This is a genomic window from Enterobacter cloacae complex sp. 394F7, assembly GCF_057320385.1.
The window spans coordinates 295,233-317,151 of the sequence record NZ_JBXWCS010000003.1; the positions used below are offsets into that span (position 1 = coordinate 295,233).

General features: G+C 55.2%; 22 protein-coding genes. 5 read left to right on the forward strand and 17 right to left on the reverse strand.

The window, feature by feature from the left end; all coding sequences use genetic code 11:
- The first annotated feature begins 48 nt into the window (after positions 1 to 48).
- Positions 49 to 1,023, forward strand: coding sequence for an aldo/keto reductase (locus AC2FAK_RS06265; RefSeq protein WP_013095841.1), 975 nt, complete (start codon positions 49 to 51; stop codon positions 1,021 to 1,023).
- A gap of 74 nt (positions 1,024 to 1,097) precedes the next feature.
- Here the strand turns inward: AC2FAK_RS06265 and thiL are convergent, their stop codons facing one another.
- The 5 genes from thiL to nrdR form a co-directional block, all read right to left on the reverse strand.
- Positions 1,098 to 2,069 (reverse strand): thiamine-phosphate kinase, encoded by a 972-nt coding sequence (thiL, locus tag AC2FAK_RS06270; protein WP_013095840.1) that lies wholly within the window; start codon positions 2,067 to 2,069, stop codon positions 1,098 to 1,100.
- A gap of 77 nt (positions 2,070 to 2,146) precedes the next feature.
- On the reverse strand, positions 2,147 to 2,566 hold the full coding sequence (gene nusB / locus AC2FAK_RS06275; RefSeq protein ID WP_006809908.1) for a transcription antitermination factor NusB: 420 nt from the start codon (positions 2,564 to 2,566) through the stop codon (positions 2,147 to 2,149).
- 21 nt (positions 2,567 to 2,587) lie between these two features.
- Positions 2,588 to 3,058 carry a 6,7-dimethyl-8-ribityllumazine synthase gene (gene ribH, locus AC2FAK_RS06280; protein ID WP_003859098.1) on the reverse strand — a complete coding sequence of 157 codons (471 nt, stop codon included), beginning with the start codon at positions 3,056 to 3,058 and terminating at the stop codon, positions 2,588 to 2,590.
- Between the two features lie 87 nt (positions 3,059 to 3,145).
- Positions 3,146 to 4,249 carry a bifunctional diaminohydroxyphosphoribosylaminopyrimidine deaminase/5-amino-6-(5-phosphoribosylamino)uracil reductase RibD gene (ribD, locus tag AC2FAK_RS06285; protein WP_095454714.1) on the reverse strand — a complete coding sequence of 368 codons (1,104 nt, stop codon included), beginning with the start codon at positions 4,247 to 4,249 and terminating at the stop codon, positions 3,146 to 3,148.
- A gap of 4 nt (positions 4,250 to 4,253) precedes the next feature.
- Positions 4,254 to 4,703: a transcriptional regulator NrdR gene (nrdR, locus tag AC2FAK_RS06290; protein WP_008503337.1), complete on the reverse strand. Its 450-nt coding sequence runs from the start codon at positions 4,701 to 4,703 to the stop codon at positions 4,254 to 4,256.
- 152 nt (positions 4,704 to 4,855) lie between these two features.
- Here nrdR and AC2FAK_RS06295 point away from each other — a divergent pair, with 152 nt between their 5' ends.
- Together AC2FAK_RS06295 and AC2FAK_RS06300 are read left to right on the forward strand one after the other, a co-directional pair.
- Positions 4,856 to 5,395 (forward strand): SadB/YajI family lipoprotein, encoded by a 540-nt coding sequence (locus tag AC2FAK_RS06295; RefSeq protein ID WP_014830864.1) that lies wholly within the window; start codon positions 4,856 to 4,858, stop codon positions 5,393 to 5,395.
- A gap of 271 nt (positions 5,396 to 5,666) precedes the next feature.
- Positions 5,667 to 6,551 carry a nucleoside-specific channel-forming protein Tsx gene (locus AC2FAK_RS06300; protein ID WP_025756198.1) on the forward strand — a complete coding sequence of 295 codons (885 nt, stop codon included), beginning with the start codon at positions 5,667 to 5,669 and terminating at the stop codon, positions 6,549 to 6,551.
- Positions 6,552 to 6,628: 77 nt separating this feature from the next.
- Here AC2FAK_RS06300 and AC2FAK_RS06305 read toward each other — a convergent pair whose 3' ends face one another.
- The 7 genes from AC2FAK_RS06305 to queA all read right to left on the reverse strand — a co-directional run bounded on the left by AC2FAK_RS06305 (position 6,629) and on the right by queA (position 13,294).
- Positions 6,629 to 7,309 (reverse strand): helix-turn-helix transcriptional regulator, encoded by a 681-nt coding sequence (locus tag AC2FAK_RS06305; RefSeq protein WP_020686374.1) that lies wholly within the window; start codon positions 7,307 to 7,309, stop codon positions 6,629 to 6,631.
- A 14-nt stretch (positions 7,310 to 7,323) separates the two neighbouring features.
- Positions 7,324 to 7,689 (reverse strand): VOC family protein, encoded by a 366-nt coding sequence (locus tag AC2FAK_RS06310; protein ID WP_020686373.1) that lies wholly within the window; start codon positions 7,687 to 7,689, stop codon positions 7,324 to 7,326.
- A gap of 139 nt (positions 7,690 to 7,828) precedes the next feature.
- Positions 7,829 to 8,800: a protein translocase subunit SecF gene (secF, locus tag AC2FAK_RS06315; RefSeq protein WP_013095834.1), complete on the reverse strand. Its 972-nt coding sequence runs from the start codon at positions 8,798 to 8,800 to the stop codon at positions 7,829 to 7,831.
- A 10-nt stretch (positions 8,801 to 8,810) separates the two neighbouring features.
- Complete coding sequence (secD, locus tag AC2FAK_RS06320; RefSeq protein WP_071830016.1) at positions 8,811 to 10,658, reverse strand: protein translocase subunit SecD; 1,848 nt, start codon at positions 10,656 to 10,658, stop codon at positions 8,811 to 8,813.
- A 27-nt stretch (positions 10,659 to 10,685) separates the two neighbouring features.
- Complete coding sequence (gene yajC, locus AC2FAK_RS06325) at positions 10,686 to 11,018, reverse strand: preprotein translocase subunit YajC (RefSeq protein ID WP_000007630.1); 333 nt, start codon at positions 11,016 to 11,018, stop codon at positions 10,686 to 10,688.
- Positions 11,019 to 11,040: 22 nt separating this feature from the next.
- Positions 11,041 to 12,168 (reverse strand): tRNA guanosine(34) transglycosylase Tgt, encoded by a 1,128-nt coding sequence (gene tgt / locus AC2FAK_RS06330; protein ID WP_013095832.1) that lies wholly within the window; start codon positions 12,166 to 12,168, stop codon positions 11,041 to 11,043.
- Positions 12,169 to 12,223: 55 nt separating this feature from the next.
- Positions 12,224 to 13,294 carry a tRNA preQ1(34) S-adenosylmethionine ribosyltransferase-isomerase QueA gene (queA, locus tag AC2FAK_RS06335; RefSeq protein WP_038418794.1) on the reverse strand — a complete coding sequence of 357 codons (1,071 nt, stop codon included), beginning with the start codon at positions 13,292 to 13,294 and terminating at the stop codon, positions 12,224 to 12,226.
- Positions 13,295 to 13,386: 92 nt separating this feature from the next.
- On the opposite strand from queA, the gene acpH reads away from it, so the two are divergent.
- Complete coding sequence (acpH, locus tag AC2FAK_RS06340) at positions 13,387 to 13,968, forward strand: ACP phosphodiesterase (protein ID WP_038985392.1); 582 nt, start codon at positions 13,387 to 13,389, stop codon at positions 13,966 to 13,968.
- A 127-nt stretch (positions 13,969 to 14,095) separates the two neighbouring features.
- Positions 14,096 to 14,698, forward strand: a complete 603-nt coding sequence (locus tag AC2FAK_RS06345) for a peroxiredoxin (RefSeq protein WP_013095829.1) — start codon at positions 14,096 to 14,098, stop codon at positions 14,696 to 14,698.
- Between the two features lie 55 nt (positions 14,699 to 14,753).
- Here the strand turns inward: AC2FAK_RS06345 and malZ are convergent, their stop codons facing one another.
- From malZ to phoB, 5 genes are all read right to left on the reverse strand, one after another.
- Positions 14,754 to 16,568: a maltodextrin glucosidase gene (malZ, locus tag AC2FAK_RS06350; RefSeq protein ID WP_058681182.1), complete on the reverse strand. Its 1,815-nt coding sequence runs from the start codon at positions 16,566 to 16,568 to the stop codon at positions 14,754 to 14,756.
- Between the two features lie 138 nt (positions 16,569 to 16,706).
- Complete coding sequence (gene proY, locus AC2FAK_RS06355) at positions 16,707 to 18,080, reverse strand: proline-specific permease ProY (RefSeq protein ID WP_020686369.1); 1,374 nt, start codon at positions 18,078 to 18,080, stop codon at positions 16,707 to 16,709.
- Positions 18,081 to 18,161: 81 nt separating this feature from the next.
- Entirely contained in the window at positions 18,162 to 19,481 is a 1,320-nt protein-coding gene (gene brnQ, locus AC2FAK_RS06360) for a branched-chain amino acid transporter carrier protein BrnQ (protein WP_058681183.1), read from the reverse strand.
- Positions 19,482 to 19,890: 409 nt separating this feature from the next.
- On the reverse strand, positions 19,891 to 21,186 hold the full coding sequence (gene phoR / locus AC2FAK_RS06365; RefSeq protein ID WP_029883416.1) for a phosphate regulon sensor histidine kinase PhoR: 1,296 nt from the start codon (positions 21,184 to 21,186) through the stop codon (positions 19,891 to 19,893).
- Between the two features lie 21 nt (positions 21,187 to 21,207).
- Positions 21,208 to 21,897 (reverse strand): phosphate response regulator transcription factor PhoB, encoded by a 690-nt coding sequence (gene phoB / locus AC2FAK_RS06370; RefSeq protein ID WP_010428026.1) that lies wholly within the window; start codon positions 21,895 to 21,897, stop codon positions 21,208 to 21,210.
- Positions 21,898 to 21,919 lie beyond the last annotated feature (22 nt).

Sequence of the window (21,919 nt, forward strand, 5' to 3'; positions counted from 1 at the left end):
GCTCCTGCTATGCTTAAACGTATTGTTTAAAAAAGCAGGAGTGGAACCATGCAATACACGACATTAGGAAAAACGGATCTTAACGTTTCCCGACTTTGCCTGGGCTGTATGACCTTTGGCGAGCCTGACCGGGGTAATCACGCCTGGACGCTGCCGGAAGAGAGCAGCCGCCCTATCATCAAACGCGCCATTGAAGGTGGCATTAACTTCTTTGACACCGCCAACAGCTACTCCGACGGCAGCAGTGAAGAGATCGTTGGCCGTGCCCTGCGCGATTTTGCGCGTCGTGATGAAATCGTCGTCGCCACCAAGGTCTATTACCCGGTGGGCGATCTGGCTGAGGGGCTCTCTCGCGCCCAGATCCTGCGTTCCATTGATGACAGCCTTCGACGCCTGAACATGGACTATGTCGACCTGCTGCAAATTCACCGCTGGGATTACAACACGCCCATTGAAGAGACGCTTGAAGCGCTCAACGATGTGGTGAAAGCCGGTAAAGCGCGCTACATCGGCGCATCGTCTATGCACGCGTCGCAGTTTGCTCAGGCGCTGGCTCTGCAGGCGCAACATGGCTGGGCGCGCTTCGTCACCATGCAGGATCACTACAACCTGATCTATCGCGAAGAAGAACGCGAGATGCTACCGCTCTGCTATCAGGAAGGCGTGGCGGTGATCCCGTGGAGCCCGCTGGCACGTGGTCGCCTGACCCGTCCGTGGGGGGAAACCACGGCCCGCCTGGTATCGGATGAAGTAGGAAAAAATCTTTATTCCAGTACAGAAGCCAGCGATGCGTTAATTGCCGAACGGTTAGCCGGGATCGCCGACGATACCGGAGCAACCCGCGCCCAGGTCGCGCTGGCATGGCTGCTGGGTAAACGCGGCGTCGCGGCACCGATTATTGGCACTTCGCGGGAAGAGCAGCTTGATGAACTGCTGAATGCGGTGGATATCACGCTGACGCCGGAGCAGATTGCCGAGCTGGAGACACCGTATCAGCAGCATCCGGTGGTAGGGTTTAAGTAATCCCTCTCCCTAACCCTCAAATACGTAAGCCGGGTAAGGCGAAGCCGCCACCCGGCAGTACAGATCGCACAACATCACCCGAAGTGATCGTACCCTTTCCAGTCCAGCGTAACGGGCGCACCATCTTTCACAAACTTCAGCCCTTCACTCTCCGGCATGATCTGGCCGATACAGGTAAACTTCGCGCCGAGATGCGCTAACGCCACGTCCAGCGTCCCACGGTTGAGCTCAGGCACGGTAAAGCACAGCTCATAATCTTCTCCACCGGAGAGCGCCCAGCGCAGCGCCTGCTCAGGCTCGACGTGTCGAAGCAGCTGCTCTGATAGCGGGAACAGATCCAGGTCAACGCGCGCGCCGACACCGCTGGCCTTCAGAATATGACCGAGGTCTGAGATTAACCCATCCGAGAGATCGATAGCCGAGCTTGCCCGTTCGCGTAGCGCCTGGCCGTGAAGAATACGCGGCGTTGGCCGCAGATGGCGTTTGACCAGATACGCCGCGTCGTCAGTATCGTTCACGGTTAAGCGATCCTGAAGGATTGCCAGTCCCGCTGCGCTGTCGCCCGGCGTACCGGTGACGTAGATCCAGTCGCCAGGTTTCGCCCCGGAGCGTTTCAGCGCGCGTCCAGCCGGCACATAACCGTGGATCGCGAGCGTCATCGATAGCGGCCCCGCCGTGGTATCGCCGCCAATCAATTGCATGTCGTAGTAGTTAAGCTGCTCAAACAGAGCGTCACTGAAGGCTTCAAGCCAGGGTTCATCGACCTCTGGCAGCGTCAGGGCCAGCGTTAACCACGCCGGATCGGCCCCCATCGCAGCCAGATCGCTCACGTTGACCGCCAGCGCTTTATACGCCAGATCGGCAGGATCGATATCAGGTAAGAAATGGCGCCCGCACACTAAGGTGTCGGTGCTGATTGCCAGCGTCTGTTTTTCGGGAATATTGAGAAGTGCACAGTCATCGCCAATGCCGGTTTCAACATCAAGACGAGATGTTCTGACACGGTCGAAATAACGGGCAATCAGGGAGAATTCGCCGCATGCCATACGTTATGCCTCAGCAAATAAAAGAAAAAACCGGAGCCGCACTGCCCGTCAGGCAATGCAGAGCTCCGGTTTGCGGATCACTTTTTGTGGGGACGGATCGCAGGTGCTGCTTTATCAAGAACGCCGTTTACAAACTTGTGGCTGTCTTCCGCGCCGAAGGTTTTCGCCAGTTCGATCGCTTCGTTGATGGCCACTTTGTACGGCACATCATCACGTTTAGACAGCTCAAACAGCGCAATGCGCAGCACTGCTTTTTCTACCTGACCCAGCTCTTCGAGCAGACGGGAGAGGTAGGGTTTCATCAGACCATCGAGATACGCGCTATTAGTCGCCACTCCCGACAGCAGTTCACGGAAGTACAGAACGTCAACATCTTTCACGTCCTGTTCTGACAGGAACTGGTATTCAACATCAGCGATGTCGTTCTGGGACAACTGCCAGGAGTAAAGTGCCTGAACGGCACATTCACGGGCGCGGCGACGAGCAGCAGGTTTCACGGAATTCCCCTTACAAAAAAATCAGGCCTTGATGGCTTTCAATACATTGATCATTTCAAGCGCGGTCAGTGCAGCTTCTGCACCTTTGTTACCGGCTTTAGTGCCAGCACGTTCGATGGCTTGTTCAATACTTTCGGTGGTCAGCACGCCGAACGCGACAGGAATTTCAGCGTCCTGTGCAACGTGCGCCAGACCATTGCTTGCACCGCCCGCAACGTATTCGAAGTGCGCAGTGCCGCCACGAATAACGGTACCCAGCGCAATCACCGCGTCGTATTTACCGGTTTTCGCCAGCGCGCCCGCTGCCAGTGGCAGTTCGTAAGCACCTGGAACCCACACAACGGTAATGTTGTCATCTTTAACCTGGCCGATACGTTTCAGGGCGTCAACCGCACCTTCCAGCAGGCTATCGTTGATGAAGTTGTTGAAACGCGCAATGGTGATGGCGACGCGAGCGTCCGGGGTAGCTACAGCAGCTTCAATAATGTTCATACTCTTCCTTTACGGGTTCATTTGGCCCCGCAGGGGGGCGGATTTTATCATAATACTTTGCGCACTGCTTCCCTATTTCAGGAGCAATTACGCTGTCGTTAAATGGAGGCAAACATCCGGACCCACCGGACGAATCTCGCTAAATTTGAGTTGTGGTGCATCGGCCAGTTTTTCAAGGCCGGGCAGCACAAACAGGCCACGCGCGTCGCTACCCAGCAGTTTAGGCGCAACGTAGACAATCAGTTCATCGACCAGACCTGCCTGGAGCAGTGCGCCTGCCAGCGTCGGGCCGGCTTCCACCCAGATGCTGTTCACCTGCTGCTTACCCAGCAGCATCATCAGCACCACGAGATCCAGATGACCGTTGTGCTCCGGCACCATAATGCTGCGCACGCTTTCCGGCCAGTCGCGTGAATCTTCCTTTGTGCGGGCAATCCAGGTTTCACCGGGCTGCTGCACAATGCGGTGTTCAGGCGTGACGCGGTTCTGGCTATCAATGACAATACGCAGCGGCTGACGCAGGTTTTCCTGCGGATACAGCACCTGGGTATCGGCATTCAGTTCGTTCCAGCGCACGGTCATGGCCGGATCGTCCGCGAGAACCGTTTCACTGCTGGTGAGGATAGCATGGCTTTGCGCACGCAGATGTTGCACATCGCGCCTTGCCTGCGGCGAGGTGATCCACTGACTTTCGCCATTCGCCATCGCCGTGCGGCCATCCAGTGAGGCGCCCAGCTTGAGCTGAATATACGGGAACCCGGTACGCATACGCTTCAGGAAGCCTTTGTTAATCGCTTCCGCGTCCTGCATCATCAGGCCGTGGCTAACATCGATCCCTTCCTGCTGCAGACGGTACAGACCACGTCCGGCCACCTGGGGATTAGGATCCTGCATCGCAGCGACAACGCGCGACACTCCCGCCGCAATCAGCGCTTCACAGCATGGCGGCGTGCGCCCGTGATGGCTGCACGGCTCAAGCGTCACGTAGGCCGTAGCCCCACGCGCTTTTTCACCCGCCATACGCAGGGCATTCACCTCAGCATGGGGCTCGCCCGCGCGGTAGTGGAAACCTTCGCCCACGATCTCGCCATCTTTAACAATGACGCACCCGACGTTGGGGTTAGGATGGGTGGTAAATCGACCGCGCTGCGCCAGCTTCATGGCGCGCGCCATGTACATCTCATCCTGCATGGACTCAATCCTGTAAGCGGGCGATCTCTTCGCCAAACTCTTTGATATCTTCGAAACTGCGGTAGACAGAGGCGAAGCGGATATAGGCAACCTTATCGAGCTTTTTCAACTGCTCCATCACCAGATTGCCGATCATCTTGCTGGGCACTTCACGTTCACCCAGACCACGAAGGTAAGATTTAATGTGGTTTAACGCCATTTCGACGTCATCCGCGCTGACGGGGCGTTTTTCCAGCGCTTTGAGCATTCCGCTGCGCAGCTTCTCTTCGTTAAACGGCTCGCGCACATCGTTACTTTTTACCACGCGCGGCATGACCAGCTCTGCCACCTCAAAGGTCGTGAAACGCTCGTTACATACCAGACACTGCCGACGGCGGCGTACGGAAGACCCTTCGCCCACAAGACGAGAATCGATGACTTTGGTATCCACAGCGGAGCAGAATGGGCAATGCATACGGTATCCCTGTTATCTGGTTAACTGACTTTCATTTTACCCTGAACTGGCCTGACAACAAAGGAAGAGCTTTTTGAGACAAAGGATCTATGTCTGTCGGGATGATGCTGGCTACCATTACGGTGATCCGTTATTTCAAGGAATTAAACGCAATGACAAGACGTTACCTGAAAATTCTGCTGGTGGGGAGCCTCTTCACCCTTAGTGCCTGTGCACAGCAAACCGAAGTCCGCCAGATGAAACAGAGCGTGAATACGCTCAATACGGCAATGGACAAACTGAACAAAGAGACCGTGAAGATCACCCAGCAAAACGCGCTGAATGCAAAATCCACCAGCGGAGTGTATTTGCTGCCGGGGGCCAACACCCCTGCCCGTCTCAACAGCCAGGTTGGCACGTTAAAAATGTCGCTGGTGAATGTGGCGGCAAATGCGGATGGTACTCGCGCAACATTACGCATTCAGGGTGAGTCCAACGATCCGCTGCCAGCCTTTAGCGGCACCGTCGAGTGGGGCCAGATCCAGGGCACCACCGAGAATTACCAGGAGGTGAACGTGAAGAATCAGCTCTTCACCGCCCCGGCCAGTGTTTTAGCGCCGAGTGATGTGGATATTCCGCTTCAGTTAAGCGGCCTTACGCCCGATCAGTTAGGCTTTATCCGCATTCACGACATCCAACCCGCCGCGCAGTAACCCCCCTCCTTTTGAGCGGAGTGAAATGTCACTCCGCTAACATTTACATTTCGTATGGATTGGCAACATAAATGATTGCCGCTACAATCCCGGCCGTTTAAAGTACGCAAACGTGAACGCAATCGATTACGCGTGTGAGAGATATGTGAAACAACACATATTTTTGTGAGCAAGGATTCCTATAATAGGCTCCGCAGAAACACGAAATATTTAGAAACGCAATTCGCGCATTTTTCACTCCCGGAAGGGAATTTCAATCAGTGGCATGATTATGAAAAAAACATTACTCGCAGCCGGCGCCGTGCTGGCATTGTCCTCCTCTTTCACTGTTAACGCAGCGGAAAACGATAAACCACAATACCTCTCCGACTGGTGGCACCAGAGCGTTAACGTGGTCGGCAGCTACCACACCCGTTTCGGACCTCAGATCCGTAACGATACCTACCTGGAGTACGAAGCGTTCGCCAAGAAAGACTGGTTTGATTTCTACGGCTATATGGATGCACCGGTCTTCTTCGGTGGTAACACCGACGCAAAAGGTATCTGGAACCACGGTTCCCCACTGTTCATGGAGATCGAGCCGCGCTTCTCTATTGATAAACTGACTGGTACCAGCCTGGCGTTTGGTCCGTTCAAAGAGTGGTATTTCGCGAACAACTATATCTACGACATGGGCCGTAACAAGTCCGGTCGCCAGAGCACCTGGTATATGGGTCTGGGTACCGACATCGACACGGGCCTGCCAATGAGCCTGTCTCTGAACGTGTACGCTAAGTATCAATGGCAGAACTACGGTGCCGCGAACGAAAACGAGTGGGATGGTTACCGTTTCAAAGTGAAATACTTTGTGCCAATCACCCAGCTGTGGGGCGGCAACCTGAGCTATATCGGCTTCACCAACTTTGACTGGGGTTCCGATCTGGGCGACAACGACTTCCGCGATCTGAACGGTAAGAAAGCGCGCACCAACGACTCCATCGCCTCCAGCCACATCCTGGCGCTGAACTACGATCACTGGCACTACTCTGTTGTTGCGCGTTACTGGCACAACGGTGGACAGTGGAACGACGACGCCAGCCTGAACTTCGGCAACGGCGACTTCAGCGTCCGTTCTACCGGTTGGGGTGGTTACCTGGTAGTGGGTTACAACTTCTAATCGTGTGATTGTTGCCGGGTGGCGCTGACGCTTACCCGGCTACAAAACCTGTGCGGGCTGCCTCTCCCCGTGGCTTGTTACTGCTTCACCTTGCGCAAAAAATCCGCCAGCGATCGGTCTGCACTCTCACTAAAGCGCCTTTCCGTAAGGACAATTTTGAGGCATCTGTCGAGACGGAAACAGCGATAGTCATCGCGCAGTTCACACCATGACGCCAGTAGCCAGCGTTCTCCCCAGAAAAACAGCCCCAGCGGCTGAACCTCACGCGTTGAAAATTGCCCCGCTTCGTCACGATAATGCAGCACGAGCACGCGCTGGGCCGAGATCGCCTGATGTATGACATCAAAATCACTGCGGGAGTGGCTTTTCATGCCAAAATCCGGGGCGTAGATCCGCGTCTGCTCTGCCTTTCGGCGGCTCTCTTCGGGCAGGATCGCGAGCACTTTCTCCTGTGCCGACTCCAGTTCGCGCGACAGCGACTCCCCGCCCCAGGTGGTAAGCAGACGAATAGCCACGATCAGCGCCTCAGACTCCTTGTTTGTCAGCATCAGCGGCGGCAGGTCAAACCCCGACATTAGCCGGTAACCGCTCCCCGCTTCGCCCTCCACCGGCACGCCGGAAAGCGACAGGTCGCGGATATCGCGGTACACCGTGCGCTCAGAAACGCCCAGCCTGTCCGCAAGATGCGCTGCCGTTGTCAGACGTCGGCCCCGCAGGATCTGTACTATCTGAAACAAACGGTCAGCGCGTCGGGTCATTTTTGCATACGCTCTCAGGCAGGTTGATGAAGGCCGACGCGATTACCTTCGCTGTCGGTAAATAAAGCAATAGTACCAATACCGCGCGGTAACTCCAGCGGGCCAAACACGCACTCGCCGCCCGCAGAGGCAATGCGATCGAGCGTTGCTGTCAGATTGTCAGTATGCAGGTAGATAATGGCCCCCTGCACCGAGGGAATAATCCCCTCAAATTTTGCCAGCGCGCCGCCGGTGGCCGGATCCTCATGCGGGAATACCGCCAGCTCGGCGCTGTCCATTTTCTCGCGCCTCAGTGAAACCTGCATCACCGGCTCATAAAATTTGATGGCGCGATCCATATCCGCGACCGGAATCTCAAACCAGTTAATCACACTTTTCATACATCCTCCTGCCTCTTGTTTGGGTTCAACAGGAGTCTACGACAGGGCTCCTGACAGCATACTGTCAGGAGTGTTTGTCAGGAGCAGATAAAAAAAATCCCGGTCAACAGACCGGGATTTCGATAACGCGATAAACGTCTTACGGCAGAATAGACGGCTGATCCGCCCCTTCTTTCTCGACTTTCTGCTGGAGCAGGTGCTCGCGCTTCATGCCAAGTTTCAGTGCCAGAGCGGACGCCACGTAGATTGACGACGCAGTACCGATAGAGACACCGATCAGCATGGTCAGCGAGAAGCCTTCCAGCACCGGACCACCGAAGAGATACAGCATCAGGATCACCATCAAGGTGGTACCGGATGTGATCAAGGTACGGTGCAGCGTCTGGGTCAACGACACGTTAAAGATTTCGTACGGCGTACCGCGACGGATCTTACGGAAGTTTTCACGAATACGGTCAGATACCACGATACTGTCGTTCAGGGAGTAACCGATAACGGACATCAGGGATGCCACAATTGTCAGGTCAATCTCAATATGGAACAGAGACAGTACGCCCATGGTGATCACCACGTCGTGCGCCAGTGCGATAACCACACCCGCCGCCAGTCGCCACTCAAAGCGGAAACCGACGTACACCAGGATGGAGATCAGCGCCACCAGCAGCGCCATCGCACCGGTTTGCGCCAGGTCCGCACCCACGCTCGGGCCGACGAACTCAATACGCTTAACCGTGGCGTTCTGGCTGGTTGTTTCGTTAATCACGCTAACAACCTTGCTGCCCAGTTCCTGGCTGCCGTTGGCATCGTGTACCGGCGGCATACGCACCATGATGTCGCGGCTGCTGCCGAAGTTCTGCAGCAGCGGCTCTTCAAAGCCCGCTTTCTGCAGTGACTGACGCATCTGGTCCATATCGACCGGTTTTTCCAGGGTGATTTCAATCACCGTACCACCGGTGAAATCCAGACCCCAGTTAAAGCCTTTTACGCCCATAACGACGATGGACAGAATCAGCAGTAAACCTGAAATGCCGAAGGCCCAGTAGTCCCAGCGCATAAAGTCCCAGACTTTACGGCCGTGGTTCAATTGTTCAACAGTATATTCCTGTGCCACAACGCACTCCTCAGATAGACAGCTTTTTAACGCGCTTGCCGCCGTACAGCAGGTTCACGATGGCACGGGTGCCGACAATAGCAGTAAACATTGACGTTGCAACACCGATACCGGTGGTAATCGCAAAGCCTTTGATTGCGCCAGTCCCCACTGCATACAGGATAAGAACCTTGATCAGTGTTGTTACGTTCGCATCGAAGATGGAGCTGAACGCGCCTTTATAGCCTTCATCAATCGCCTGCTGAACAGAGCGACCGTTGCTCAACTCTTCTTTGATACGTTCGTTAATCAGTACGTTGGCGTCGACCGCCACCGCAAGGGTCAGAACGATACCCGCAATCCCCGGCATGGTCAGCGTCGCCCCTGGCAGCAGGGACATAATGCCGATGATCAGCACCAGGTTCGCGATCAGCGCGGAGGTGGCAATCAGACCAAACTTCTTATAGAAGAAGATCATGAAGAGGATAGAGACCGCCAGACCGGCCAGACACGCTTCCAGCCCCTGCTGGATGTTTTGCATACCCAGAGTTGGACCAATGGTGCGTTCTTCAACAATCTGAATTGGCGCAATCAGCGCACCGGCACGCAGCAGCAGAGAGAGCTGACGCGCTTCGTTCGGGTTGTTGATACCAGTGATACGGAAGCTGTTACCCAGACGAGACTGGATATTGGCGATGTTAATCACCTCTTCCTCTTTCACCAGCACCGCACGGCCGTTAGCGTCTTTCTTACCGCTGTCTTTGTACTCCACGAACAGGGTCGCCATCGGTTTACCGATGTTGTCCTTGGTGAAGTTAGACATGATGTTACCACCCGCGCTGTCCAGCGAGATGTTAACCTGCGGCTGGTTGTACTCGTCCTGGCTGGAGGTGGAGTCGGTGATATGGTCACCGGTCAGGATCACGCGTTTGTACAGCACAACGGGCTGACCTTCGCGGGTCTCTTTCACTTCCGAGTCACCCGGAATACGGCCAGAAGCGGCAGCAGACTGGTCAACGTTGGTGTTCACCAGACGGAATTCCAGCGTTGCAGTGGCGCCCAGAATCTCTTTCGCGCGCGCGGTGTCCTGAATACCCGGCAGTTCTACAACGATACGGTCAGCACCCTGACGCTGCACCAGCGGTTCAGCCACGCCCAGTTGGTTTACACGGTTGCGCAGAATGTTGATGTTCTGCTGAACGGCATATTCACGCGCTTCTTTCAGACGGGCGTCGGTCATTACCGCGCGCAGCTGGTTGCTGCCCTGAGCGGTGATCACCAGGTCACGGTGACGTTGGGTCAGGTAATCTACAGCCTGATCGCGCGCCGCACTGTCGCGGAACGTGATGCTCATACCGTAGTTATCTTCTTTACGAACGGTGGTATACGCGATGCCTTTTTCACGCAGATCGCTGCGCAGGCTATCGATATTCTGTTCCTGCAGTTTGCCCAGCGCGGTATCCATATCCACTTCCATCAGGAAGTGTACGCCGCCACGGAGGTCAAGACCGAGTTTCATTGGCTCTGCGCTCAGCGCAGCCAGCCAACGTGGGGTAGCAGGAGCAAGGTTAAGCGCCACGACGTATTTATCACCCAGCACGCCCATCAGCGCTTCACGAGCGCGGAGCTGCGTGTCGGTGGTGTCGAAGCGAGCAAGAATTGCGCCCTCTTCCAGAGCCACAGACTTAGCGGTAATTTTTTCTTCTTGTAACGTTTTCTGGACCTGGATCAGCGTTTGCTCACTGGCGGCGACACCGCGCGCGCCAGTGATTTGAACAGCCGGATCCTCACCATACAGGTTGGGAAGCGCGTACAGCAGGCCGACGAGAATCACGACGACCAGCATGATGTACTTCCACAAAGGATAACGGTTTAACACGGCAGTTCCCTTTGGGAAAAGTTGGGATTACAGCGCCTTCATGGTGCCTTTCGGCAGAACGGCAGCTACGAAGTCACGTTTGATAACCACTTCAGTGGTGTCGTTCAGGGCGATAGCAATGTAGCCACTTTCAGCCACTTTGGTTACGCGACCGACCAGGCCACCGTTAGTCAGGACTTCATCACCTTTCGCGATGGAGTCCATCAGCTTTTTGTGCTCTTTGGTACGCTTCTGCTGTGGGCGCAGGATCATGAAGTAGAAGATCAGACCGAACACAACCAGCATCAGAATCAGAGACATCGGGCTGCCCTGCGCTGGAGCACCTGTTGCCGCTACCGCATCAGAAATAAAAAAGCTCATTCAAATTCCCTCATTATTAATATTAATCAACGTTCAAAGGTGGAACGGTTCGACCCTGACGTTGGTAAAAATCGGTCACGAAGCTCTCTAATTTACCCTCTTCGATAGCCTTGCGTAAACCAGCCATTAAGCGCTGATAATAGCGAAGGTTATGAATGGTATTGAGACGCGCGCCCAAAATCTCATTGCAACGATCGAGATGATGCAAATACGCGCGAGAATAATTGCGACAGGTGTAGCAATCGCACTCGGCATCGAGCGGACTGGTGTCACTCTTATGCTTCGCGTTACGGATTTTCACCACGCCATCGGTAACAAACAGATGACCGTTACGTGCGTTACGGGTTGGCATGACGCAGTCGAACATATCGATGCCGCGGCGCACACCTTCAACCAGATCTTCTGGCTTACCCACACCCATCAGGTAACGGGGTTTATCCGCCGGGATTTGCGGGCAGACATGTTCCAGAATACGGTGCATGTCTTCCTTCGGCTCACCCACAGCTAAACCGCCGACAGCGTAGCCATCAAAACCTATCTCTACCAGACCTTTAACAGAGATATCGCGTAAATCTTCGTAAACACTGCCCTGGATAATGCCGAACAGCGCATTTTTGTTCTGCAGGGAGTCAAAACGGTCGCGGCTACGCTTCGCCCAGCGCAGCGACATCTCCATGGAACGTTTAGCGTAATCCCAGTCCGCCGGGTATGGCGTACATTCGTCGAAGATCATCACGATGTCAGAGCCGAGATCGTACTGAATCTCCATAGACTTTTCAGGATCGAGGAAAATCGGATCGCCGTTGATCGGGTTACGGAAGTGGACGCCCTCCTCGGTGATCTTGCGAATATCACCCAAGCTGAAGACCTGGAAACCGCCAGAATCGGTCAGGATCGGGCCTTTCCACTGCATGAAGTCATGCAGATCGCCGTGAAGCTTCATGATCTCCTGACCAGGACGCAGCCACAGGTGGAAGGTATTACCGAGGATAATCTGGGCGCCAGTGGCTTCTACTTCTTCCGGCGTCATCCCTTTTACGGTGCCGTAAGTCCCCACAGGCATAAACGCGGGGGTTTCCACCACGCCGCGATCAAACACCAGGCGACCGCGACGCGCGCGGCCATCGGTGGTATCGAGTTCAAATTTCATTTTTATTCCTCTGTGCCAGAAAAACAGTCCAACACATTATTCCGGTGCCGCGGACTTATTCCCCGACACGCTCATTCAAAGCCAGCGGATTGTACGTGATAAACATCGCGTCCCCGTAGCTAAAAAAGCGATATTTTTGTTCTACCGCAGACTTGTATGCCGCCATGGTGTGCTGATACCCCGCAAAGGCGGAGACCAGCATAATCAGCGTTGATTCAGGCAGATGGAAATTGGTCACCAGTGCATCGATGACTTTGTACTGATAGCCCGGATAGATAAAGATCTGCGTATCGCCAAAGAATGGCTCGATCAGATTTTTTTGAGCCGCCTGGGCAGCGCTCTCCAGTGAACGTACGGAGGTGGTGCCTACCGCAACAACGCGGCTGCCGCGCGCTTTTGCCGCCAGAACCGCATCAACAACCTCCTGCGGCACTTCAGCATACTCAGAGTGCATGATGTGATCTTCAATGCTGTCTACCCGCACCGGCTGGAAGGTGCCCGCGCCGACGTGCAGCGTCACAAACGCCATCTCCACGCCTTTTGCGCGTAATTTTTCCAGCAGCGGTTCGTCAAAGTGCAGACCCGCCGTCGGCGCCGCTACCGCGCCAGGCTTCTGGCTGTAGACGGTCTGGTAGAGCTCACGATCGGCCTCTTCATCCGGGCGCTCAATGTACGGCGGCAAAGGCATGTGGCCGATGGCATTGAGAATATCCAGCACCGTGCGCTCATCGTTGAACTCCACTTCAAACAGCGCGTCGTGGCGCGCGGTCATGGTTGCTTTGATGCTCTCGTCATCGCCCAGCAGCAGTTCGGCACCCGGTTTAGGTGCTTTAGAGGCGCGAATATGTGCCAGAATACGTTTATCATCGAGCATACGTTCGACCAGCACTTCAATCTTGCCGCCGCTGGCCTTGCGGCCAAACAGACGCGCCGGGATCACGCGGGTATTGTTAAAGACCAGCAGATCGCCAGGGTTGAGCTTGTCGAGCAGATCGGTGAAAGTACCGTGCGTCAGCTCGCCCGTTGGCCCGTCCAGTGACAGCAAGCGACAGCTACTGCGCTCAGGCATTGGATAGTGAGCAATCAGGGATTCAGGTAGTTCAAAGGAGAAATCGGCGACGCGCATGACGTATACTCGTGACTTAAAAACAGGCGGCATAGTCTAGTGCTCACACCCTTTTGCTGCAACAACTAGCCGCCCCCGGACAAATAAAACGCATGAATTTTCTCGCTCACCTGCACCTCGCTCACCTCGCTGACAGCTCCCTTTCCGGCAATTTGCTGGCCGATTTCGTCCGCGGCAACCCCGCCGAGACCTGGCCCGCTGAGGTTGTCGACGGGATTTTTATGCATCGTCGTATCGATGTCATGACGGATAACCTGCCAGAAGTGACCGAGGCCAAAGCGTGGTTTCGCCCCGAAACGCGCCGCGTTGCGCCAATCTCGCTTGATGTCATGTGGGACCATTTCCTGTCGCGCCACTGGGCGCAGCTGTCGCCGGAAATGCCATTGCCGGATTTTGTGCGTTATGCCCACCAGCAGGTGTCGATCATCCTGCCTGACTCGCCGCCGCGCTTTGTGAATCTGAATAATTACCTGTGGTCGGAACGCTGGCTGGAGCGCTATCGCGAGATGGACTTCATCCAGAATGTGTTAAATGGGATGGCGAGCCGCCGACCGCGGCTGGATGCACTACGCGACTCCTGGCATGACCTGGACGAACATTACGATGCGCTGGAAACGCGTTTCTGGCAGTTTTACCCGCGAATGATGGCGCAGGCGAAAAACAAACAGCTCTGACAGAATTCGCATTGATAGGTAAAAGCTGGCGGAACGATTGTCACCACCTCTTTGTCTTATCCATGAACACTCTCTATACTGGCTCGCGTTGCGTTCCAAATAACCTTAGTATCTACAGGAGAATCATATGGTTCTGGTAACTCGTCCGGCTCCGGATTTTACAGCTGCAGCAGTTCTGGGCAACGGTGAAATCGTTGAAAACTTCAACTTCAAACAGCACACCAACGGTAAAGCGACCGTTCTGTTCTTCTGGCCAATGGACTTCACTTTCGTTTGCCCGTCTGAGCTGATCGCGTTCGACAAACGTTATGAAGAATTCCAGAAGCGTGGCGTAGAAGTGGTTGGCGTCTCCTTCGACTCTGAGTTTGTACACAACGCATGGCGTAACACCCCTGTCGACAAAGGCGGCATCGGTGCGGTGAAATACGCAATGGTTGCGGACATCAAACGCGAAATCCAGCAGGCTTACGGTATCGAACATCCGGACGCTGGCGTTGCGCTGCGTGGCTCCTTCCTGATCGACGCGAACGGCATCGTGCGTCACCAGGTTGTGAACGATCTGCCGCTGGGTCGTAACATCGACGAAATGCTGCGTATGGTTGACGCGCTGCAGTTCCACGAAGAGCACGGTGAAGTGTGCCCGGCTCAGTGGGAAAAAGGTAAAGAAGGTATGTCTGCGTCCCCAGACGGCGTTGCGAAATACCTGTCCGAGAACGTATCCAGCCTGTAATCGGCACGGTTTACGAAAAAGGCCCGCTTATGCGGGCCTTTTTGTTATCACGCCGTCAGCCAAACCAGACGGAAGCAGAAATCGCCGGCAGGGAGAGGATCCCCTCCTGCACGCTCCCTTTCCCCTCTTTTAGCTGCCACGCGCTCACGTTAAGCAGCGGAGAGTCATCCAGCACCACTTCGCACGCCTCGCCCCGGTTGATGGCTACCAGCACGCGCTGCTGGTTATAGACGCGGACAAACACCACCACGTTGTCGTGGGCATAAACCACCTGACAACCACCGTAGCGCAGCGCCTGGCTCTGCTTACGCAGTTTCGCCAGCCGCTGATACAGGCTGAACAGCACGTTGTCCTGCTTCGCCGGATCCCATGGGAAGGTTTTGCGGCAGAATGGATCGTTGTTCCCGTCCAGCCCCACCTCATCGCCGTAATAGATGCACGGCACGCCCGGCCAGGTAAAGAGCCAGGTCACCGCCAGCGGCAGGCGCGCGACATCCTTACCGAGCAGGGATTTAAATCGCGCGGTGTCATGGCTGTCCAGCTGGTTAAACATCCGTAACTGCTGCTGATGCGAAAGACTGGCGCGGTAGTTATCCATCCACGCCATGCAGGTTTCCGCATCAATATGCTGCGGATCGTAGGAAATATCGGTGTTAGCAAGGAATCCCCACAGCGGGAAGGTAAAACCGCGATAGTTCATTGCCGCATCTTCCGCGTCCGCCTGCAGCCACTGGCGCGCGTCGCCAAAATGTTCGCCAAAAACGAACGCCTCGGGCTGCGCGGCTTTTGCTGCACGGGTGATCCCGGCGACGTGCTGAAGGTTATTACGCGCCCCGCCCGCTTCACCGAGCATATGCACCACGTCAAGACGCCAGCCATCCATATTCCATGGCTCACTCAACCAGTGGCGCACAATGCTGTTTTCACCGCCGTAAATCTCGTTCACTAGCGTTTGCGACTGGAAATCCAGTTTTGGCAGGCTCGGATAGCCCAGCCAGTCCAGCGCGCGACCCTCCTCGTTGAAGCTGTACCAGTCGCGCTGGGGTGAATCCGGGTTATGGCACGCCCCGCCCATCGACTGGTTATGACGGTCAAACCACGCGTGTGAGTCGCCGCTGTGGTTAAACACGCCGTCCAGAATCAGACGCATGCTTTCTTTTTGCGTATTTTTACGCAGACGAAGCAGCGCGTCATCACCGCCAAACTGCGGGTCAACGTGGCGATAATCGGCGGTATCGTATTTATGCACGCTCGGTGCTTTAAACACCGGGTTAAGGTACAGCGCCGTCACGCCCAGCTTCTTCAGATACGGTAGCTTTTCGCTGATGCCGTCAAGATCGCCGCCGTAGAACGTCGAGCCGCCCGCCTGCGCGGTTAACGGCTCATCCCATTCTTTCAGGATAATGTCGTGTCCTGCAGCGTGGTGGTAATAAACTTTATCCTGCCCGGCGGTGCGCGTTTCGCTGCGCGCAAAGCGATCCGGGAAGATCTGATAGAAGACCTGATCGTTAACCCACTGCGGGCCAGCGTCCGGGTAATCGACGGCAAACTGCTCCAGCCGCGCCGGAGGAAAACGGCTAAATCCCTGCGGGGTAAACCACAGCTGGCGGTTATTCCAGAGCAGCTTAAAGCTATAGCGTCGGCGCGGCTGGCCGCTGCGCAAGTCGATGTTTGCCCGCCATGCCGTTACGCCAGGCTGCGGCTGGCTGCGCTGCTTGTGCATTTTCAGCGTGGTTTCTTCATTATCGACTTCAGCGCGTAGCGTCACGCGTTCAGGCTGATTTTCCCCCGCCAGCCAGAGCGTAATCACAAGGTTGTCTTTGTTTTGCTTAACAAATGGGGCAACCGGAAGGTGCCAGGCGTTTAACATCACGAATCCCCTTTGATGAAATTGACGTCACCTTGCCACAGGGTGATTAAGGATAGCTCATCACGTTCGCGATTATTGAGGGAGGAGAAAGGAGGAGGAGACAAAATTCCCTCTCCCACAGGGAGAGGGCATAAAATATTATTGCGCCTGCGCCAGCTGACGGTCGCGGCGGCATTTAAACACCCAACCCACCAGCAGCAGTACGATCCACGCACAGCCCACGTAGAGGGAAATACGGGTATCAGGATGGTAGCCAATCAGGCCGATGATAAACACCAGGAAGATCAGCCCAACGACGGTCGTCGCTACCCCGCCTGGCACTTTAAACTTCAGCGCTTTTGCCTCCTCAGGGGACAGACGGCGGCGGAACGCAATCTGTGACAGCAGGATCATGATCCACACCCACACGGTCGCGAAGGTCGCCAGAGAAGCGATCACCAGGAAGACGTTTTCCGGCATGATGTAATTCAGGTAGACCGACAGCAGCAGCGCAACGGTCATCACCATAACCGTCACCCATGGCGTGCCGCGACGGGAGGTTTTGGCAAAGACTTTCGGCGCACTGCCCTGCTCTGCCATGCCGTGCAGCATGCGGCCCACGCCAAAGACGTCACTGTTGATCGCTGACAGCGACGCGGTCAGGACCACAAAGTTCAGGATGCTGGCCGCAAAGGCGATGCCCATATGCTGGAAGGTCAGCACAAACGGGCTACCGTTGGTCCCCACCTGGTTCCACGGATAGATAGACATAATGACGAACAGCGTACCCACATAGAACACCAGAATACGCATCGGCACCGAGTTGATGGCGCGCGGAATGGACTTCTCCGGGTCTTTGGCTTCCCCGGCGGTGATCCCGATAATCTCAATCCCGCCGTAGGCAAACATCACCATCTGGAGCGACATCACCATGCCGAGCCAGCCGTTGCTGAAGAAACCACCGTTGCTCCAGAGGTTATGAATACCGGTTGGCTGGCCGCCGTTACCGATCCCCCAGATGATGATGCCGAAACCGGCCACAATCATGATGATGATGGTGGCAACCTTGAAGAAGGAGAACCAGAACTCCAGCTCACCGAAGACCTTCACGCTCATCAGGTTGACGGCACAGATAATCAGCACCACGCTCAACACCCAAATCCAGTGCGGAACCGCCGGGAACCAGACGCCCATGTAGATGCCAAAGGCGGTGACGTCGGCAATGGCCACAATCAGAATTTCGAAGCAGTAGGTCCAGCCGGTGATAAACCCGGCCAGCGGGCCTAAATTCTCCTGCGCATAGCGCGAGAATGAACTGGCTGAAGGGTTATGAACCGACATCTCTCCCAGCGCACGCATGATGATATACGCCGCCACGCCGCCGATGATGTAGGCCAGCAGAACGCTTGGACCGGCCATTTTGATGGCATCTGCCGAGCCATAAAAAAGACCGGTACCGATAGCGGAGCCGAGCGCCATAAAGCGAATGTGGCGCGTGCTCAGCCCACGTTTGAGTTTGTTAGTGCTTTCCATTTAAATCTTGCCATTCAACACGAAAAAAACAAAAAACCACGGGGCCTTAAGCCCCGTGGTTAAACAGTTTGTTGCCGTTGATTAATGGGCGTTCGATGTAACCTGACGCCCTGCAGCACGGTCCCAGATAATGGCCAGAACCAGTGCAACAACGGTAGGCATCAGCCAGGCCAGACCTTGCTCAGACAGCGGCAGACGCTGTGTCCAGGCTGGCAGGATGTGAGCAAACGCTGATGCTTTAATCCCGTCAAGGATACCAAAAATCAGGCTGATAAACATGGCTGGCGCAATAATTCGCGAGGAGTTGTTCCACCACGGGCGCGTAAAGCTCAACACCACCAGCACGATACACGGCGGATAGATGGCCGTCAGCACCGGAATGGAGACCTGAATCAGGTGGCTCAGACCGAGGTTAGACACCGCCATGGAGAAGATGCCGAGGATGAATACCAGCGTGCGGTAAGAGAGTGGCAGATACTGCGCAAAGAACTCCGCACAGGCACAGGTCAGACCAACCGCCGTCACCAGACAGGCCAGGAAGATCAGGGCCGCCAGCAGCATGCTGCCCGCACCGCCAAAGGTGTGCTGGACGTAAGCGTGCAGAATTGCCGCACCATTCGCGTTCTGATCGACCAGCGTGGCGCTATCGGAACCCAGGCGGAACAGCGCCAGATAGAGCAGCGTCAGGCCCACACCGGCCATCAGACCAGCCCATATGGTATAGCGGGTCAGCAGACGCGCTTCGGTCACACCACGGGAACGAGCGGCGTTCACGATAACGATACCAAACACCATCGCGCCCAGCGTATCCATGGTCAGATAGCCGTTCACAAATCCGTTAGAGAAGGCCGCGTTTTGGTAGGCATCCATCGCGCTGCTGATAGGACCCGCAGGCCAGATAATGGCCGCAACCGCCAGCACGATCAGCGCGATAATTTTGAGTGGAGCCAGGAAGTTACCCACGGTATCCAGCAGTTTGCCCGGATAGAGGGAGACCAGAATCACAATAGCGAAGTAAACCATGCTGTAGATAAACAGCGGCATCGCACCGTCACCGGTCAGTGGCGCAATCCCCACTTCGAAGGAGACTGTCGCAGTACGCGGGGTCGCAAACAGCGGGCCAACGGCCAGATAACACACCGTTGCCAGCAGAACGCCAGCCACTTTACCAATTGGGGTGCTGAGGCTATCAACGCCGCCGCCAACTTTCGCCAGCGCAACCACGGTCAACACCGGCAGGCCCACGGCAGTAATCAGGAAACCAAATGCTGCTGTCCAGACGTGTTCACCCGCCTGTAAGCCAACCATTGGAGGAAAAATGATGTTGCCTGCGCCAACGAACAGCGCAAATGTCATAAAGCCCAGCGCGATGATGTCACGCGATTTTAAGTGATGGGTCATAAAACCTTACTGCCTGTGGATGTGGTGTTGAATATATTGAGATTTTCGCCATCCCCAATGGGACGATACAGCGGAAATTTTGCTCAATTTCAGCGGGATATGCTCCCGTCCTGGCGTGGAGAAGAATAGTTTTTCGATTTACCACGCAAATACAGTCGGTCTGACAGTATCTGGGGGGCAATTTAAACGCTTATAACGTTTAAAGGCAAGGAGGGATCGTAAAACCAGAACAATATGCCAGCATGAAAATACCAACCAGAATAATTCGCTAATATCATGAAAAAGCCATGGCTAATCATGCGAACAAAAAAGCACCAGCCGTATAAAATTCATTCGCGTTTCGCTTTACTGCAAAGCAAACGGGCCAGCAATAACTGGCCCGTGGAAAGGTAAAATGACACACCCGCCGTCAGGCGATCTTTTTGGCAATTAATCGTTCCGGTATAACGAAACTGAAACGGGTTCCTTTGCCCAGCGTGCTTTGAATATCGAGGCGGCTTTCATGGTGATTCACCGCGTGCTTCACAATGGCCAGCCCCAGCCCGCTTCCCCCCGTTTGCCGGGAACGGGCTTTATCTACCCGGTAAAACCGCTCGGTCAGACGTGGAAGATGCTCAGGCGCAATGCCCGGCCCGTTATCCTCGACGCTAAACTCGGCCCCCGTTGGTGTCTGCTGCCAGCGCACCATAATATCCGTTCCTTCCGGGGTATGATTAACCGCGTTATAGACCAGATTAGAGATAGCACTCCGCAGTTCATCCTCGCTCCCGAGCACCTTCAGACTGTTATCGACGTCAAAGGTCAGATGATGTTTTTTATGGCTTAAGGTTTGCGCTTCGCGCTCCACTACCCGCAGCATCATCGGTACGTCGATAGTGTCATTTAAGGCAAGCGTCGGAGCCGCCTCAATCTTCGACAGCGTCAGCAGCTGTTTCACCAGCCCTTCCATACGGTGCGTCTGCTCGCGCATGGTATGCAGCGCCTTCTCACGCGGCGCACCTTCAAGCGTCTGCTCCTGCATCATCTCCAGATAGCCCTGCAGCACCGTCAGCGGCGTGCGCAGCTCGTGGCTCACGTTGGCGAAGAAGTTGCGTCGTGCCCCTTCCAGCTGGTGCATCTGGGTGACGTCACGCGCTACCATCAGCCATTGCCGATCGCTGTAGGGCATCACACGTATTTCAAGATGGCGGCCATTGTTGAGCTTCAGATTATGCGGACGCGTGAAATCACGTTTTTTCAGATACTGCGTAAACTCCGGATAACGCAAAAGGTTGAGGATGTTCTGGCCATTATCGTCCGGCCAGCGCAGGCCCAGCAGCTGTTGGGCGAGACCGTTACACCAGAAGATTGTCCCCTCTTCCGTGGTCAGAATCACCGCATCCGGCAGCGATTCCGCACCGCTGCGAAAGCGTTTAATCAGGCTTCCCAGCTCGCGACGGCGCTTTTTATTACGCATCTGCATCTGGTGCAGGCCGTAAAGCAGCGGCTCCCAGCTCCCGCTTCCCGGGGGAGGCGTCATACTTCTGTCAACCCACAACCACCAGGAGAGGCGCAGTAAGTTCCAGAAATGCCAGATCAGCAGCCCGGTCACAGACGCCAGCAGAAACCACGGCAGGTATCCAAGAAAGGCCCCCAAAATGAAGGCCGGAATACAACATAAGATCAGTTCAAAGACGAGCCTTTTCCATGACAGACGTTCCAGCACGCGTCACACTCCTGTCATTGTTCAGAAACGGGTAGAAAAACGATAACCCGTGCCGCGGACCGTCTGTACCATGCGATCGTGGCCGCTCAGTTCCAGCGCTTTACGCAGGCGGCGGATATGTACGTCAACCGTCCGGTCTTCGACATACACGTTAGTTCCCCAGACGTTATTCAGCAACTGTTCGCGGCTGTAAACACGCTCCGGGTGAGTCATAAAGAAATGCAGGAGTTTGAATTCGGTAGGCCCCATGTCGAGGGGATTTTCGCCCGTCATAACACGGTGCGAGGTAGGATCAAGGCTCAGGCCCTGCATTTCAATGACCTCTTCCACCGCCATCGGTGAAATACGGCGCATCACAGCTTTAATACGGGCAACCAGCTCTTTCGGTGAGAAGGGTTTAGTAATGTAATCATCCGCGCCGGTCTCAAGGCCGCGCACACGATCTTCCTCTTCACCGCGCGCGGTAAGCATGACAACGGGGATATCGCGGGTCATCGCTTCACGCTTGAGGTGTTTGATAAACTGCAGTCCGGAGCCGCCAGGCAACATCCAGTCAAGCAGGATCAGATCGGGCCAGGGTTCATTCAGCTGGTTCACCGCGCTGTCATAATCTTCCGCTTCAACCGGCTGGAAGCCATTTTGTTCGAGCACGAAGCACACCATTTCACGAATTGGAGCTTCATCTTCTACGACCAGAATACGTCTCGCCATACTTTGCCCTGTCTTATCTTAT